Genomic DNA, 16,505 nt, shown 5'->3' with positions numbered 1-16,505 from the left:
AAAATTATTTTTTGAGCAGTTCAAAATGATTTTCTACCATTTTCAGCAAAGAAAAGCAATTAGCTACTAATTCTCTCGTATTACCCGATATCTTTTTATTGCCCAAATAAATATTTTCGAGCAATGATGCTAAAGCTTTTGTATCTCTTGCTTCAAAAATATATCCATTTTCACCCGAAGTGATTACCTCTGTATTGCCCCCAACATTTGTTGTAATTACGGGGACATTTGCGGCAAGACTTTCTAAGATTGACAAACTAAAACATTCCATATGTGTGGGCTGAAGCATATAATCGTATTCTGAAAAAACTTCATTTAAATTAGCCTTACTTCCCATAAAACTGAAACAGTCCTGCAAACTATATTTTTGAATTTTATCTAACAATTGTTGCTTATATGGCCCTTCTCCATATATTACTAATTGAATTTGGTTCTTACTTGCAATAGGAAGAAGATTTACTGCCTCGATTAAGTCCTGAATTCCTTTTGATTCTCTGAGGTGCGAAGCCACTAAAAATCTAGGCTTAACAATTGCTCTTTTATCCCTCGCTAAAATCGAAGCTATAATTACGCCATTGTAAATAGTTATAGTTTTAGATTTTAAATGAGACCCAAAATCCTTTAGAATTTCATTCACTGTATAATTTGAAACTCCAACAAAGACATCAATGTATCTTGAATACAAAATTCCTTTAAGCCTTTTATTAATTTTCTTTTTTAACGGATATCCATTCAAAGGCCGTGGATTATGATCTATAGCAATTATTTTAACGCTTGAAATTTTCTTTATTTTATAAAATACATGGGTACATAATTCTACAAAATGGGTAATGACGTGTGTATATTCAGGTTTGTTTTTCTTATAAAAAGTAAGGAAATTATTTTCTACATTCAATTCTTCATTACTATGAATACTCAGATTTAAGTAATTTCCATGATTTGATTTATTTGGAAAAAACCAATCTATTTCAATATTATTGTCTTTACACTTTTTATCAAATTCCCAGAAAAAATAATCCATGCCTCCTACTCTTTCAGGAAGCAACTCGTAATTACAAAGAATGGCTATTTTTTGCAACTTTATGTCCATTTTAAAAGAGTTTCTGCTATTCTTTTGCCTGTGTTTTCTAATGGCTTACTAACTTGTAACTGCAACAATTGCTTTCTATGTTCTGAATCTAATTTTGGATCTTTTAAATATAAATTTATTCCATTGATCAATTCATCTTGATTTTTAACAATTTTAGTTGCCTCACTATTTATAACATTCACTATATGAGCATATTTTAAAAAACGCTGATCATTATATAAACCATTTTGCGAATTCCCAAAGACTGTATTTATTACAGGTTTATCAAACTGAATAAAATCTAAACTCATGGTAGATAGCATATTAATATTAAGATCTGAGTACTCTAATAAACTTCTTAAATCTTTAATATCTTCAATTGAAGGAATTCGTTGTGACCATGACTCTTGATGGTTCTCTCTTGACAGATTCCATCTGGGGTAATTCCATTTTACAAAAGAAAAACTTTTTACATATTTTGAAAAACGAATGGGATCTTCTGCCGGTGAGGTCCTAATAATAAAATTCACCTCCTTTATTTTCCTTTCTCTTATAGCATTTGCAATAGCTTCTATGTATAATTCATCATTTTTACTTGTTGAGATATCTCCACAACTAAAACAAATGGTTTTAAAATTAGGGTTTAATCCAAACTTTACAACAAATTCTTCCTTAGATACTTTATATCTATCTAAAACATAGGGTTCAAACTGAGGAGTTCCCACAACTTCAACATTTTCGTCTTTAACTGATGAATAAAAATGTTGCAATTCCGCTTTCATTAAATCACTCCAAACTAAATAGAAATCGAAATTAGCGGCCATTCTACCTTTTGAAGCCAGATTATCCCAACTAAAAATAAAAGATGCTGTCTTAATTTTCAGTTTTTCTGCCTGATAAACCAATGGCGCTATAAATGGAGGGCGTTGATGTGTAAAAAATAATATGTCAAAATTTTCCTTTTCAAGAATTGCTCTATAACCAATTGTTTTTGGATCATTTTTAAAAGAAAATTGTTGCCATAAATTAAATCTTTGAATCCACTTTTCGGAATGTAAAACAGAAGTTAATCTAAAAACAAAACGCGTTGCATAGCCTCTATTGCTTTTTGAAGAAGATATATTCGTCTTTAAGTTATCCTGAATACCGAAGTTGTCTTTTATGTGTAATTTAAGATGAGCGATTTCTTTAGCTTTCCTAAAAAACCAAGTTTTAAAACTTTCTTCAAAAACATCTAATTCAATGATTTTTGACTTTAATACAAGTCCTGAATATATCTTAGCCGGCAAACAGGATAAAACTACTACCTCATCAAATGTATTTTCAGCTTCAGCCAAAAAATCACTTAAAATAAAATTCCTGAACCCAACACCATCTGTAATTACTATTCCAAGTTTTTTCATTTATAATTTATAATCTTCTTAACTCTATTTTTTAAATGCTTTTTATTGACTTTATACACATACTTTCCCCTTTCAATCGAACTATAGAAATATGCATATATTTTTAATCGGAAATAAGTGTTAGATAATTTGAGTTTTCCATAATCATGAATTATCCATCTTTTTGGAAAATAGTCACAATCATCATTTTTTTTCAGATATTCTCCATCGAAAGCATGTATTGGTCTAATAATTTTAGTGTTTTTATTTTCTCCAAGCCATGCCATCCACCATGAAAAAGTAGAGTTACTTATTATATAATTATCAAATTTAGAACCTAAACAAAGTTGTTCAATTGGTGACAAATTTTCTAAAAAAAAAGCATTATCCAGAAAAGAAAAGTGACTTTTACAATAAGAAATATTATCACTGGCAAAAATCAAATTATATTCTTCTAATTTTTCAAAATGTACTAAAAGCGCTGTCAGATAATATTTATAATTAAGCTGAAAAAAAATTGGATTATTCACAAAATCGCCTCTTCTAATAGTTATAAGAATATTTTTCTTTGAGAATAAATAACTATATTTTTCTAACAAGCTTTCCTCGAAATCTTGTTTAAATTTAAAAACGGATTTTATATTTGAATTTTCAAAATATTGCTCTGTTTGAAACCAACCATTTAAATTAAAATCTCCATTTAAGGCCTCGACTGTATGATATCTATACTTTTTTTCTTCTAACCTCTTAAAATTCAAATTGTCACAAGTTTTAAAAGTAAAATCAAAATAGTCCGAAAATTGCCAAGTTGGAAAACTAAAGTCCTGATTATTTCTTTTAGCAATACCGATGGTAGATGCAATTTGAAACAATTGATTTCCTAAATTTCCTTTTTTACCAAGATTTAAAAATGTAATCATTAATTTGAGTCTCTAAATTGTTTTTGATGATTGAGTTGCCAAATATCTGCTTTTTGAAGACATTGAAGAAATAATTCATTACTATTACCCTTGCCAAAATCATTATCGACACTTTTCACCTGATGTGAGTTAATAATCGAAAGTGCATTTGTTATACCACTTTCAGAATAATCTGTATTAATAATATCCGCATGAACGGCTCTATTTTGCTGACGAGTTCCGATATTAATAATAGGAATTCCGTAGTACGGAGCTTCTCTAATTCCTGCACTGCTATTGCCAATAATAAATTGACTATTTTTTAATAATGTTAAAAAATATTCAAATCGAAGTGATGGAAAGACTCTGAATCTTTCGTTTCCTTTTAACTTTTCGTACGCATCAAGAATAAATTGGCTTCCTAAATCATTGTTTGGAAAAATAACGATGTAATTATGATTGTCTTGCAGTAATGAAGTCACAAAGTTTTTTACATATTGCTGCATCTCTTTAATTTCAGTCGTTACAGGATGAAACATCACTATTGCATAATTTTCAAAATTAATTTTATAATATTCTTTTGCAATTTTCAAATCTGGTAATTGATTTGAAAACATAATATCAACATCTGGCGAACCAATTGTAAAAATTGATTCTTTTATTTCTCCCATTTGTATCAATCTTTTTTGAGCTTGTTTGTTTGACACAAAATGAATATGACTTAATTTGCTCACACTATGACGAATTAATTCATCAACTGTGCCTGAAACTTCCCCACCTTCTATATGTGCAACTAGGATATTATTGAGAGATCCTACAATAGCACCTGCCAACGTTTCGACCCTATCACCATGAACAACAATCATATCAGGATTTACATCTTTACAATAGGCAGATAATCCCTCAATGGTTTTAGCTAGAGTCAAATCCATTGTGGTTTCGTGAGTATGATTTGCGAAAGTATGGATGTTTTTAAAATTACATCTTTCAATTTCAATTAATGTATAACCATATACCTCTTGCAAATGCATTCCGGTAACAAAAACATAAACTTGAAAATCCTGTTGTTTTTCAAGAGCCTGAATTAGTGATTTTATCTTACTAAAGTCGGCACGAGTGCCTGTGAGAAAGAGAATTTTTTTCATCGGTCTAGTGCCTTTTGTTTAGCTCTTTAAAGATTTGAATTTTTGTTTTCAGAAATATGACATCATGTATTAATAATTTAAAATACTCTTTTGTGTTGGTGTAGATTATTTTTTTTAAAAATGAAGCTAAAATTGTAATTAAACCTGGAAATGTTTTTTTTTGTAATATATATTCTGAAACGGTTTCAATCTTATATCTTTTATTATTTGCTTCTGTACTTCTCTTTATGAAATAGAAGAAAGTTTCATTTAAATCTAAAATTTGAAACCCATTATCAAATACTCTTTGAGACCATTCTTTATCTTCATTAGCAATTAATTTTTCATCAAATTTGAATTGCTTCCATACTTTTTTATTTACAAGTGCACAAGCTGTCATTAATCCGTTTTTTATAGGCTCATTAACTATAAAATTATTTTTTAGAGCTCTGTTGTAATTTTCAATAGTATTTATATACCTGATTCCAGCTATTTTATCATTACTATCCAAGGCCTGAACCGTATTCTTAAAAAAACTTTTACCTATTGGAATTGCATGAGAACTAAGTAGTAAAACATAATTAGACTTTGCCGTTTCAATACCTAGATTTGTTGCTTTACCATAACTAAAATCTTTTATGTATGTTACTTTACAATTATACTTTTCCGCTATTTGAACACTGTTATCTGACGAAAAATTATCAACTACTATTATTTCAGCATAATCATTTGAATATACTTTTGTAATGATTGATAAGATGTTTTCTAGTGCCTTAGCTTCATTTTTATTTCTAATTACAATTGAAATCATTTGCTAATTATAATTATTGAAAATCAGTAAAATCCAATTGTTCGTCGTTTTCAATATCTCTTGAAGCCGTTTTTCCCATTAAATCATTGAAATGTTCTGCTAATATTTTTCCTGTTCCGGGACGTTTTACCCAAATGTTTTGCTTTGTTAATTTTTCTCCTTTTTTAATTGAGGCTATTGTACAAACTGTGGCAAATGCAAAATCTATTGTTACTTGTTCTTCTAATGCGGGTTTTTTGGTTCCGCCGCGCATTAAAGCCATTTCTGCGCTTGAAACAATTAATTCTGTGCAGGCTTTTTCATCCATACTGCAAACAATATCCGGACCTGTGCGCTGCATGTGATCTGTAAAATGTCTTTCAAGAATACTTGCACCAAGAGCAACAGCGCCTAAACAAGCATTATTGTTAAGAGTGTGATCGCTTAAACCGATAACTTTTTCCGGAAAAGCTTTGTGCAATTCGATCATTGCGCCAAAACGCACCAAATGAATTGGGGTGGGATACAAATTTGTGGTATGCAAAAGTGCTATAGGAATATTGTTTTTATCGAAAATAGCAACTGCTTTTTGAACACTTTGTATAGTATTCATTCCTGTACTTAAAATTACAGGTTTACCGAAAGAGGCAATATGTTCTAATAATGGATAATTATTACATTCTCCAGAACCAATTTTATAAGCTGGAATATCAAATTTCTTCAACCTATTAGCTGCGGCACGAGAAAATGGTGTCGATATAAAAATCATTCCTTTACTTTCTACATAATTTTTAAGTTCAAGTTCGTCAGCTTCATTCAGCGAGCATCGCTCCATGATTTCGTAAATAGAAACATCAGCATTGCCTGGAATCACTTTTTTAGCAGCACCACTCATTTCATCCTCAACAATATGTGTTTGATGTTTTATCACCTCAGCTCCTGCTCTGTGTGCAGCATCCACCATTTGTTTTGCAACTTGCAAGGAACCTTCGTGATTAATTCCAATTTCGGCAATGACTAAAGGAGGAAAATCCTGGCCTATTTTTCTTCCGGCTATTTCTATATATGGGTTCATAAAGTAGGTTCTTAATTAAGATTTAATATGTTTATGATATAAATATTTAGCGTAATCAAAATCTTCTTGTGTATCGATATCAACGTTGGCAAAAATATGATCTATTTCGAAAGGAAATGCATCTTCAGAAATAATTATATTCTCTAAAATTAGTGAGGCCTTTGTAATATAAAGCAATCCGTTTTCAAAATAAAGAGGTTCTATATCTTGGCTTCTTTGACCAATTTTATAATTATCAGGAATAAATTTTTGCTCTATTATTTTTCCAAATTTTTTATGATTTCTCGAAACTGTAAACAAACTATTGCAATTTTCTTTTTGATACAACTCAAAAGTTTCTTTCAATAAATTTTGCGGACGAATAGGATTGGTCGCCTGAAGTAAAATAACATTTTCAACCTCTGAATCTATATTCTGCAAAACATGTTTTAATGCAGAAACTGTGGGTTCGAGATCACCGGAAATATTCTTAGGTCTATCGATAACTTTTGCACCATATTGTAAAGCCACTTTTTTAATATCTTCATCATCTGTCGAAACATATATCTCATCAATAATATTACTATTTGCCTTCGCAAACAATATACTAAATGAAAGCAACGGAATTCCATCAAGTAATTTTATGTTTTTTTGAGGCAATCTTTTCGACCCTCCCCGAGCAGGAATAATAGCGATGTTTTTCATTTTAATACTTTAAAATTGATGTTTTTTTTATTTTCGCAATGACATTTTCATCAACAGGATTTCGGTATTTCAAAATTTTAGGAATATGAATTAATACGATAAAAATAGTTTTAAAATATATTTTAAAATATTCAAAATCACTTAAAGCATACTTTTTAAAATTATGCCAATATAATTTTAAAATACTTATCAAAGGATATGGATAATACACCAAAAAATAATAGGTTGAATTTTTTAATTGTTTTCCAAACCTAAAGTAATTCTGTTTATTGGCTTTTCTTTGTTCTCGATCGACTCTATGATTAACTTTAATTTCATTCGAATATAAAATATCATATCCCCTTGATAAAACTTCAATAGAAAGACAAGATTCTTCTCCATAAATATCAACCCAGACTGGGAATCCATTTGTTTCATTGTAAACTGACTTTCGAATAGCAAAACCACAACCAATAAATTCAGAAGAAAGATATTCTTTTTTTTTAGTTTCAGTTTGCTTTAATGCATGAAGATCCGACAGATAAATTCCTTTTATTTCCTCAAACGCCAAAATTCCAACACTTGGATATTTACTAAACAAACTTTCAATTTTAAATACAAAATCCTCATTTAATGGATGTGCATCATCATCTAAACCAATAAAAAATACTCCTTCAGCGTTTAAGTAAAGACTATTTCGCGCTGCCGATGCTCCAATGCTTTTCTCAGAAGAAAACCACTTGACCCAAGGTATAGTGCTTTTTAAACTAATCGTATCATCGGTGCAGCCATCTAAAAAAACTAAAACCTCATGAACGGACAAATCTATCTGTTTAGCCAAGGCCTTTAATGTAATTTCTAGTTCTTCTTTTCTGTTTTTAGTAACAATTAAAATAGAGGCTTGCATATAATAAATAAATTATCTAAATGGTTTTGATTTTAATAGTATAAAAACTTTTACAATTTTTGGTAAGAATGTCAATTAACAAATTAGGCTTAAACTCTACTCAATCAATTATTTTTCTAAGTCAGTAATTAATCCTCTTAAATAATCAACTGACAAATAATGCTCTAAATCCCTTCTATTTAAAAGTAAATTCTCCGGATTTATTTTCCATAATTGGTACATCTCTTCTATGAGGGAAGCTATTCCTTCAACATCATCCGCTTCTGCCCAATATCGATAATCATTACCTAATAATCTCCTAGTTTCACTGTAATAAGGTGCTAGAGAAAGAATCGCTTTATTAGCCTCTATGCAATGCGGGAACTTGGCTGGAAGAAAAGGACTAATTTCACATTTTGCTTCCAAAATAATATTTACTGAAACATTTTTCTGTAAATGATAAACAATATCAAAAGCTACATTTCCATTATAGATATAAATCCCTGGATTATGATCTTTTTGATATGCTTCAAGCATCCTGAAATGATAGGAAGCATTCCCTAATAAAATTAGTTTTGAATGTTTTTGAGCTTCGATATTTCGAGTCAGAAAGAGTTTATAACCTTCAATCAAACTTTCGGGAGAACGTTGTTTCATTAGATTTCCCGCGTGCAATAAATTGAATTTTGCAACATCAAAATAATCTGGAAAATTACTATTCTCTAAATTATATGTTGCATTTTGATGTGGTATTACAATTCCTGTTTTTATAAAATCAGGAAAATAACTTCCCATCCATTCCAACAACAGTTGACTTGGAAAAGCACTATACCTTGCTTTTTCAGAGACTTTCCTAACGAATTTTTCTTTTTGTTTGTAGCTTGATTCTACCCAAGTATAAGGTCTTGGATAAAAATGAAACGGATAGGGATCGTGTACATACGCCATCCACTTATTGTATAATTCTGGGGATTTTAAAACAGCATAATGAGGTCTAAAACTACCTCCTTTACTCAATGTCAATACTAAATCAGGTTGAAATTTGACTTTTTTTAATGCTTTGATGATACTGTTGGTATCATTAAAAAAAGTAAATGAAAAGCCAAACATTTCCTCTAGAAATGGTGCTAGATTAACTTTAAAACTTCTGCTAAAAACCCTTTGCATTCGACTTAAAAAATAGAATGGGCTGTATTTTATTTCAGGAATTGCAAAACAAGTTACTCCAACTAATGAAATCTTTTTTAAGGTATAATGATACACCAACACCTCAAAACCAGCTTCGGCTAGATTATGAATTAAAGCGACATTGGCTTTAGAACCACTACTATCCTCTATGTTGATAGAATCTACTACTACTAGTATTTTCATTTTAGTACTGTTTTGATAAATACTTCACAATTAGTTTTGATGCATCACCATTTCCATATGGATTGATTGTGTTTTCAAAACTGGTAAAATTATTTAAAATATCTTCAATTTTGACAATAATTTTATTTGTATCCGTGCCTACCAAGGTACAAAAACCTGCTTTAACTCCTTCCGGCCTTTCAGAAACATCTCTGGTTACCAAAACAGGCTTGCCTAATGACGGAGCCTCTTCCTGAATTCCACCGGAATCTGTCATAATCAAAAAAGATTGTTGCATTAACCAAACAAAAACAGGATACGAAACTGGCGGAATTAAGAGAATATTCTGCTTATTGGACAACAAATTATAAACAGTTTTTTTGACATTTGGATTTAAATGAAACGGATAAACAATTATTACATCTTCTCTCTTAGAAATATCCAAAAGTGCCACACAAAGATTTTTCAGACCCACTTCAAAATTTTCTCTACGATGCCCTGTTACCAAAATCACTTTTTTTCCACTCGGAATTTCCCTTTTCAATTTTTCTATTTCAAGATGATAATAATCTACCTTCGATATTTTATCTATTGTCCACAATAAAGTATCAATAACAGTATTACCTGTTTCTATTATATCTTTTTGAAGAATCCCTTCTCTCAATAAATTTTGTGTCGCCTCAGCTGTTGGTGTAAAATGAACATCTACTAGCCTAGCCGTTAATTGCCTGTTAATCTCTTCAGGAAAAGGTGCTTTTTTATTATAAGTACGCAATCCAGCTTCAACATGTCCTACTTTTATCCCTAAATGAAATGCAGCCAAAGCTACCATTGATGATGAAGTAGTATCTCCGTGCACTAAAACTAAATCAGGCTTCTCTACTTTTAATACTTCATCTATTTCAGAAAGGATTTTGACACTTAACCCATTCAAACTTTGATTTGACTGCATTATATCGAGATCATAATCCGGAACTATTTCAAAGAAATCTAAAACCTGATCTAACATTTGTCGGTGTTGTGCTGTAACACATACTTTCACTTCAATATTACTGCGTTGCAATTCGTGGTAAAGTGTTGCCATTTTTATGGCTTCAGGACGTGTCCCAAAACAAAGTAGAATTTTCAAAATTAAAGTTTTGCTGTTTTTTTTATTATTCTAAAAACGATAGATCTCAACCAGTAAGGCGTATATCTTTTTTTTATATTTACTTGTATTCCTTCAAAATCTTCAGGATTTATATATTTACCTTCAACATTTTTTAAAGTATCAACATTGCTATCTAATCTACTTCCAATATGATAAGCAAACGTTTTATTCAATGACAATCTATAATACCCTTTTCTATCAGCTTTATCGTCAATAAATTCATCTTCATATCCATTAAAAAATTTAAAAACAGGAAAATTATGATTTTCATTAATTAATGCAGTCCTATAAGTAGCTACAAAATGTCCTGATCCTAAAACAGCCACATCATTATTCTTTTTAATATAATATTGATGAGTTCGCCAATTAAAATCTCTATTATTTCTATTTAACAGCGAATCATTGCCTAATCCCTCTAGATAAATATCACAATCTTTATCAGAAACTATTTTATCCTTTTTTATTTTTAATGACCAAATTTTATCAAAAAAAACTGTACAATTATGATCGAAAGCTAAATTTGAACTAGGTAGTGGAGCTACAACACCTGCTTTTTCAAAATTTTTATAAATATTAAAAACAGCCTTTTCCCAGCCTTTTATAAATAAAACGTCAGCATCCGAAATCGTGACAAAAGGTTCGTATATACCTCTAATTTCATTCATTATTGCATAAACTTTTCCTTTATTCTCAGAATAACACACATACTTGTCAATCTTTCCTTTATCAATATATTTATCAATTACAGAATTTACATCTGCTACAGAATTGTTATTAATAAGTGTAATACAAGTTGTTTCAAAATTTATTGTATTTACAATAGATTCTAAACAAGCGTTTAAAACATTTACACTCTCCTTATAATAATCATCAGAAACATTTGGGACAAAAAAAAGAACTACCACACGATGAATTCTTTTCACATTTTTTTCTTTTTTCAATTTCTCTGGATTAATTCCCTTGCGCATACTTTTTTAATAGATTAAAATCTTTTGTTGCTGTAATTCCTTTCAAAAAAATATAATCTCCATGAGCCCGACAATCGTTAACGAATTCAAATCCTCCTGTAGAATTAATTTTATAAACTTCCTTAAAATTAAATCTAGTCAATATGTCTTTTATCTCTTTGCAGACCGTTCTACCATTAATTTCCACTAACAATTCAATTATTAAAATCGAATTTTCTCTTTCATTAAATAACTTTTCCCCTCCTTTCATGACTTCTTTTTCAAATCCTTCCACATCAATTTTCATCATCAATAAACCAGTTGGTATATTTTCTCTAAAATTATCCAAATGTGATACAGGAATATTAATTCTCTTTTATTCAGTTCCAAAACTAATTTTCAGCGAGTTTTTACCTTTGTTCCAACCCTCATTAATATTCATTGGAATAATATATTTATGTTCACCTAGCCCTAATTTAAAAGGTCTTATGTTTAAGGAATCATTAAAACTAATGTTTTTAATGAAATTAGTTGGTTCCGGTTCAAAAGAAAAAATTTCTATATTTAAATTTGTATGAGCTGCTGTCAAACTATGCACACCAATATTAGCTCCAATATCGATGAAATTATAATTTTTAACTGCAAAATAATTGATTATTTTCAAAATACTCTTTTCGTTATACTTGTCAAATAAAATATTTAATTCTCTTAAAGATTGAAGTCCTACAAATAAATTAAATCCTTCATATTTAATTTGTTTTTTTTGTCCCTAATTATTTTTTAATTAAACTTCTCATCCAAAAACTCCTTCTAATTTATTCATCAACATATAACTATACTTTATTAATAAATTTCACCATACTCTTTCTGAATAATATATAGCTAGATAAGACCATTTTTATTAAATATTTTTTATAGCCTAAGTTAATTTCTTTTTTATCAATTACCTTCCTTAATTCATCATATATAGATGCATCAAAGCAAAAAAACACATGTTTTTTCAACATTTGCTTCAATAAAAAAAAATCCCATAATGAGTTCACTTCTACAAATTCAAATAGGTTTAATTCTAACCTGTACAATGCCATTTTTATTATTTTTGAATCATATCTTTCTTTAGTATTTGAAATCAAATGTTTTCGATAATAAAATAATACATAATCAATGTTTTTATATTTTGGTTTTTCACAAAGAAATATTTTTAAATATAAATCCCTCTCCTCTGCATATAATAAATCTTCATCAAATCTATATTTTAAAATTAAGTCACCCCTCCATATTTGTCCAAGTGAATTAATTGTCATTTTTCCTAAAAGAAAATCTTTAAATAGATTATCAGAAACTATATTACATGCTTCATCAACCAAATCGAATTTAAGTACTTCATCTCCATAATAATGTCTGTATTTGCATATAGAAAAAGCCAATGACTCATCCTTAATCAAAGGCTTTATTTGTAACTCTAATTTCTTTGGGTGCATAATATCGTCATCATCGAAGAATTGAATAAATTTGGCTCCCCGAGATTTTGCAATATCTAAACTGTAGTTTCTTGAACCAGAAAGCCCTTGTTTATAATTAACACTTTTCAAATAATAACTAAATCTATTATCCTTTTTTACGTATTCATTAACAACTTCTTTTGTTGAGTCAGTGGAATGGTCGTCAATAATAATACACTCCCAATTAACATAAGTTTGATCAATAATTGAATGGAGCGTTTCTTCAATTAAATGAGCTCTATTAAATGTTGCTAATAAAATAGTAACAATTGGACTGTTTTTCATAACCAAAAAAAAATTAAAATGGTTTCATCATTTAGAAAGGAATACTCTCTCCTTTTACTAAATCTAAACATAGATTCCAACATGCTTACAACTTTTATAAACATGTTATTAAAATCTTTTTTTATAACTGAGTCAGTTATGTTATTAAAAATTGACACAATAATTTCTAAGCATTATTCTCCCCTCCATCATCAATAATTAAACATTCCCATTCTGAATAAGTTTGATTGCGAATTGAAGATAAAGTTCCCAGAATAAAACGACTCCTGTTGTAAGTTGCATAATTAATGTAACATTCTTTCTCATTTAAAAAAGGAATATTTAATTAAGGTTTTTGTACTATTCTTATCTAAATAATAAAAATATCTTTTAAAAATAAAAAAACAATAAAACCAACATTTTTTAGAATCAAAGTTTCTTGTCATTATCAAAATCATCTGATTCAAAAAAACTTTTCCAGTTGTCTTTTTATTTGGGAAATTTTTATTCTTTGAGATGTTTTTTTGAAATGTTTTAATAGTGCTATAATTTTGAATAATCCAATCAAACTTCAATTTTTGGCAGCTTAATATTTTAATTTGCAACTGTGAAAATGCTTCGAAATTATCATCTAAAAAAATTTCTGAAAATTCAAGATACATTTTTCTTATATTTTTCTGCCAAAGAATTTGTTTGCCACTAACTGTACTAATCTGATTCGTTAAACTATCCTCATGTATTCTATAATTATATAAAAACTGGTTTAGTTTAAAATATTTACTATGCAAAACAGCACGCAACCAAAAATCATAATCTTCTATCAAAAAGAACTCTTCATTATATCCTTTGTTCTTCTCAAAAACTTCTTTTTTATATAAAAAGCAGGATCCTATGACATTCCCAAAAACTATATTCTCAAATGCTAATAATCTAACTTCTTTTACTCTATCATCAAATTCATTTATTAAATAGATATCGCTGTACACGATATCTGCTTTATTTTCTGCCAATGCTTTTAAAAGTTTCTCAACGGCATTAAGTTCATAAAAATTATCATCGCTTGTCCATGTGATGAATTTTCCTGTAGCCTCATTATGACCAATATTTAAACTAGTTGGTAACTTCCTATTTTCAACATTATTTATAATTTTAATCCTATCATCCCTTTGGGCATATTTATTTATAATAGATAATGTACCATCAGTTGAACAATCATTAACAATTATCAACTCAATATTTTTATGAGTCTGCTTTAGACAGCTCTCAATTGATAACGAAATATATTTTTCACCATTATAAACAGGAAGTACAATGCTTACCAATTCCCTATCTAAGTCATTCATTTTGGTTCTTTTTTAACTTCTTTCAAGAAATAATTTTTCATTAGTACTAAAATGTAATTTAAAAATACTGTTGTACATTTACTTTTCGATTTAAAATCTATCTGGCAAAATAATGCCAAATCTATACAATTATACCCCTATTGCAAAGTTTGCAATTAAAAAAAGTAAAATGGAAATCAATTATATTATTCTTGCACATAAAAATCCTCAACAAGTAAAACGATTAATAAACCAACTATCTTCTAGTAACTGTTTTTTTTATATCCATATTGACAAAAGTGCCGATATCGATCCTTTTATTCAATCTCTTTCATATATGAATAATGTATACTTCTTACCCGATAAATATAGAGAATTTGGTATTTGGGGTGATATTGGTATTGTCAAAGCAACCATAAACGCATTAAGACTTATAATTAAAAAAAGTAATTTTGGATATTGTGTTTTATTAAGCGGACAAACCTATCCTTTGAAAAATAATGATGAAATAAATAAATTCTTTAAAAATAACTATGGTCTGAATTTTATATCTACTTTTCAAATTCCAACTGTACAGGGCTGGGGACCAAAACGCGGAATGGATAGATTAGAGCTCTATAAAATAAATATGTCAAACAAACGTATGGATTTTATTCAAATCCCATCTTTGTTAGATTCATCCTTCTACAAAAAAGTAACAATAACAAAAATAAAGAAAATAATTAAATCGAATAAATCGCTTTTTTTGAAGAAGTTATTTTATAGAAGAAAACATCCTTCGAAAATTAAACCTTTTGGAGGAAGCCAATGGTGGTCTTTACCTATAGAAACTGTTAGACTAATGATTAATTTTATTGATGAAAACCCATATTATTTAAAGTACCATGAAGATACACTTTTACCTGATGAAATTTTTTTTCAAAGTATCATTATGAATCTAAAAGAAAACACAGACAATATAATTGTAACCCCTAGTATTACTCATGTAAACTGGACAAGAAAAAACGTTCCGCTTCCATTAACATTCACAAATACTACTAAAGATCAAAATGAATTAAAAGAGCAGTCAAAGACAAACTTATTTGCTAGAAAATTTGATATTGAAACTGATGAAAAAATCTTAGACTGGATAGACAAAAAACTTATTTAATTTGATTTACCAATTTTTCTCCTTTTCCCGTAGTATAAACAGCGAGATATCCTACAATTAGTGATATTGCACTTCTTGTTTTGTACAACAGAAAGGTTTCTCTAACAATTTGTGGAAGTAAATTTGAAAAAAACTTCCATTTCATTAAATAGAAAGAATGCGTAATGCAACCTTTAAAATATTTTTTTTGTTGATGTAACTCTAGGTTATGCTTTAGATCTTTGTAGGTATGAAACTTTGCAAATAATAAATTTTTATGAAAGTCAATATTCGATTTATTCAAATTATCTTGGATCGAATTTTCGTGGATACGCCTAAACGTTAAAACTTTATCTATAAATATACCATTAGTAGAAAAGCTAAGCATTTTAGCGAAATAATAATAATCTTGCCATGATTTCATTTTTTCAAAATAATTGGTTTGGGAGGCTAAGGATCGTTTAAGCAAACAATCATAAGTATACCAATGAATGTGTCGGATTAAAAATAAAAATAAATTAAAACCATTTTCTTCAATGCTATATTTATAGGGGGATTGAAATCCATTTTTCTCAAAATTTTGAGTTTTTGAAATAACAAAATCTACATTTGTGGAAAGTAATTTTTCAATTTTAATTTCAATCTTATTAAGATGCATTAAATCATCACTATCAAACCATTGGATGTATTCTCCTCTACTAACTTCAAAACCATAATTTCTAGCAGCATTTCCGCCTTTTAATCGTTCTTTCGGTCGGTGATAATATTTAAATCGTTGATCCTTTTTTACATATTCTGCTACTACATCATCTGTGTTATCAGTACTTGCATCGTCAACAATAATGCACTCCCAATTTTGGTAAGTTTGTGCCAATACACTATCGAGTGTTTCTGTAATTACATGCGCTCGATTGAACGTAGGAATTATTATTGAAACAAGTGGCTCATTCATA

The 16,505-nt window shown here is 28.9% G+C and carries 18 protein-coding genes; 1 reads left to right on the top strand and 17 read right to left on the bottom strand.

Features of this window, described 5'->3' with window-relative positions; translation table 11 throughout:
• Window positions 1-4 precede the first annotated feature (4 nt).
• From GIY83_RS23260 to GIY83_RS23185, 16 genes are all read right to left on the bottom strand, one after another.
• Window positions 5-1,090, bottom strand: a complete 1,086-nt coding sequence (locus tag GIY83_RS23260) for a glycosyltransferase family 4 protein (protein WP_229029162.1) — start codon at window positions 1,088-1,090, stop codon at window positions 5-7.
• The gene (locus GIY83_RS23255) at window positions 1,081-2,472 is read right to left on the bottom strand and encodes a hypothetical protein (RefSeq protein WP_208683695.1); all 1,392 of its coding nucleotides are present in this window, start codon (window positions 2,470-2,472) and stop codon (window positions 1,081-1,083) included. Before GIY83_RS23255 ends, GIY83_RS23260 begins: the two co-directional genes overlap by 10 nt.
• Window positions 2,469-3,371 carry an alpha-1,2-fucosyltransferase gene (locus GIY83_RS23250; RefSeq protein WP_208683693.1) on the bottom strand — a complete coding sequence of 301 codons (903 nt, stop codon included), beginning with the start codon at window positions 3,369-3,371 and terminating at the stop codon, window positions 2,469-2,471. Before GIY83_RS23250 ends, GIY83_RS23255 begins: the two co-directional genes overlap by 4 nt.
• Complete coding sequence (gene neuC / locus GIY83_RS23245; protein WP_208683691.1) at window positions 3,371-4,495, bottom strand: UDP-N-acetylglucosamine 2-epimerase; 1,125 nt, start codon at window positions 4,493-4,495, stop codon at window positions 3,371-3,373. The genes GIY83_RS23250 and neuC overlap by 1 nt, the downstream gene beginning before the upstream one ends.
• 4 nt (window positions 4,496-4,499) lie before the next feature.
• Window positions 4,500-5,285 carry a glycosyltransferase family 2 protein gene (locus GIY83_RS23240; RefSeq protein ID WP_208683689.1) on the bottom strand — a complete coding sequence of 262 codons (786 nt, stop codon included), beginning with the start codon at window positions 5,283-5,285 and terminating at the stop codon, window positions 4,500-4,502.
• Between the two features lie 13 nt (window positions 5,286-5,298).
• On the bottom strand, window positions 5,299-6,339 hold the full coding sequence (neuB, locus tag GIY83_RS23235) for an N-acetylneuraminate synthase (protein ID WP_208683687.1): 1,041 nt from the start codon (window positions 6,337-6,339) through the stop codon (window positions 5,299-5,301).
• Window positions 6,340-6,354: 15 nt separating this feature from the next.
• On the bottom strand, window positions 6,355-7,023 hold the full coding sequence (locus GIY83_RS23230) for a cytidylyltransferase domain-containing protein (protein ID WP_208683685.1): 669 nt from the start codon (window positions 7,021-7,023) through the stop codon (window positions 6,355-6,357).
• Between the two features lies 1 nt (window position 7,024).
• Window positions 7,025-7,909: a glycosyltransferase family 2 protein gene (locus GIY83_RS23225; protein WP_208683683.1), complete on the bottom strand. Its 885-nt coding sequence runs from the start codon at window positions 7,907-7,909 to the stop codon at window positions 7,025-7,027.
• Window positions 7,910-8,017: 108 nt separating this feature from the next.
• A complete protein-coding gene (locus GIY83_RS23220; RefSeq protein ID WP_208683682.1) occupies window positions 8,018-9,259 on the bottom strand; it encodes a UDP-glycosyltransferase in 1,242 nt (413 codons plus the stop codon).
• A 1-nt stretch (window position 9,260) separates the two neighbouring features.
• A complete protein-coding gene (gene wecB / locus GIY83_RS23215) occupies window positions 9,261-10,370 on the bottom strand; it encodes a non-hydrolyzing UDP-N-acetylglucosamine 2-epimerase (RefSeq protein WP_208687246.1) in 1,110 nt (369 codons plus the stop codon).
• Entirely contained in the window at window positions 10,370-11,356 is a 987-nt protein-coding gene (locus GIY83_RS23210; protein WP_208683680.1) for a glycosyltransferase family A protein, read from the bottom strand. Before GIY83_RS23210 ends, wecB begins: the two co-directional genes overlap by 1 nt.
• Entirely contained in the window at window positions 11,340-11,684 is a 345-nt protein-coding gene (locus tag GIY83_RS23205; protein WP_208683678.1) for an FkbM family methyltransferase, read from the bottom strand. The genes GIY83_RS23210 and GIY83_RS23205 overlap by 17 nt, the downstream gene beginning before the upstream one ends.
• Window positions 11,685-11,711: 27 nt before the next feature.
• Complete coding sequence (locus tag GIY83_RS23200; protein WP_208683676.1) at window positions 11,712-11,999, bottom strand: hypothetical protein; 288 nt, start codon at window positions 11,997-11,999, stop codon at window positions 11,712-11,714.
• 169 nt (window positions 12,000-12,168) lie between these two features.
• On the bottom strand, window positions 12,169-13,122 hold the full coding sequence (locus GIY83_RS23195; protein WP_208683674.1) for a glycosyltransferase family 2 protein: 954 nt from the start codon (window positions 13,120-13,122) through the stop codon (window positions 12,169-12,171).
• A 166-nt stretch (window positions 13,123-13,288) separates the two neighbouring features.
• Complete coding sequence (locus tag GIY83_RS25050) at window positions 13,289-13,357, bottom strand: hypothetical protein (protein WP_229029335.1); 69 nt, start codon at window positions 13,355-13,357, stop codon at window positions 13,289-13,291.
• A 67-nt stretch (window positions 13,358-13,424) separates the two neighbouring features.
• Window positions 13,425-14,444 (bottom strand): glycosyltransferase, encoded by a 1,020-nt coding sequence (locus tag GIY83_RS23185; protein ID WP_208683672.1) that lies wholly within the window; start codon window positions 14,442-14,444, stop codon window positions 13,425-13,427.
• Between the two features lie 169 nt (window positions 14,445-14,613).
• Between GIY83_RS23185 and GIY83_RS23180 the strand changes: the two genes are divergently transcribed.
• Window positions 14,614-15,573 carry a beta-1,6-N-acetylglucosaminyltransferase gene (locus tag GIY83_RS23180; protein WP_208683670.1) on the top strand — a complete coding sequence of 320 codons (960 nt, stop codon included), beginning with the start codon at window positions 14,614-14,616 and terminating at the stop codon, window positions 15,571-15,573.
• Here the strand turns inward: GIY83_RS23180 and GIY83_RS23175 are convergent.
• On the bottom strand, window positions 15,566-16,504 hold the full coding sequence (locus GIY83_RS23175) for a glycosyltransferase family 2 protein (RefSeq protein WP_208683668.1): 939 nt from the start codon (window positions 16,502-16,504) through the stop codon (window positions 15,566-15,568). The two genes, GIY83_RS23180 and GIY83_RS23175, sit on opposite strands and share 8 nt — an antisense overlap.
• Between the last annotated feature and the right edge of the window lies 1 nt (window position 16,505).

It is taken from the genome of Flavobacterium sp. SLB02, assembly GCF_009664855.1.
Taxonomy (GTDB): domain Bacteria; phylum Bacteroidota; class Bacteroidia; order Flavobacteriales; family Flavobacteriaceae; genus Flavobacterium.
This window is presented reverse-complemented; position numbering and strand designations above follow the sequence as displayed.

Excerpts from the sequence above, each read along its gene's own strand:
- GIY83_RS23260 (WP_229029162.1), bottom strand. The coding sequence starts at position 1,090 with ATGGACATAAAGTTGCAAAAAATAGCCATTCTTTGTAATTACGAGTTG.
- GIY83_RS23255 (WP_208683695.1), bottom strand. The coding sequence starts at position 2,472 with ATGAAAAAACTTGGAATAGTAATTACAGATGGTGTTGGGTTCAGGAAT.
- GIY83_RS23250 (WP_208683693.1), bottom strand. The coding sequence starts at position 3,371 with ATGATTACATTTTTAAATCTTGGTAAAAAAGGAAATTTAGGAAATCAA.
- neuC (WP_208683691.1), bottom strand. The coding sequence starts at position 4,495 with ATGAAAAAAATTCTCTTTCTCACAGGCACTCGTGCCGACTTTAGTAAG.
- GIY83_RS23240 (WP_208683689.1), bottom strand. The coding sequence starts at position 5,285 with ATGATTTCAATTGTAATTAGAAATAAAAATGAAGCTAAGGCACTAGAA.
- neuB (WP_208683687.1), bottom strand. The coding sequence starts at position 6,339 with ATGAACCCATATATAGAAATAGCCGGAAGAAAAATAGGCCAGGATTTT.
- GIY83_RS23230 (WP_208683685.1), bottom strand. The coding sequence starts at position 7,023 with ATGAAAAACATCGCTATTATTCCTGCTCGGGGAGGGTCGAAAAGATTG.
- GIY83_RS23225 (WP_208683683.1), bottom strand. The coding sequence starts at position 7,909 with ATGCAAGCCTCTATTTTAATTGTTACTAAAAACAGAAAAGAAGAACTA.
- GIY83_RS23220 (WP_208683682.1), bottom strand. The coding sequence starts at position 9,259 with ATGAAAATACTAGTAGTAGTAGATTCTATCAACATAGAGGATAGTAGT.
- GIY83_RS23210 (WP_208683680.1), bottom strand. The coding sequence starts at position 11,356 with ATGCGCAAGGGAATTAATCCAGAGAAATTGAAAAAAGAAAAAAATGTG.
- GIY83_RS23195 (WP_208683674.1), bottom strand. The coding sequence starts at position 13,122 with ATGAAAAACAGTCCAATTGTTACTATTTTATTAGCAACATTTAATAGA.
- GIY83_RS23185 (WP_208683672.1), bottom strand. The coding sequence starts at position 14,444 with ATGAATGACTTAGATAGGGAATTGGTAAGCATTGTACTTCCTGTTTAT.
- GIY83_RS23180 (WP_208683670.1), top strand. The coding sequence starts at position 14,614 with ATGGAAATCAATTATATTATTCTTGCACATAAAAATCCTCAACAAGTA.
- GIY83_RS23175 (WP_208683668.1), bottom strand. The coding sequence starts at position 16,504 with ATGAATGAGCCACTTGTTTCAATAATAATTCCTACGTTCAATCGAGCG.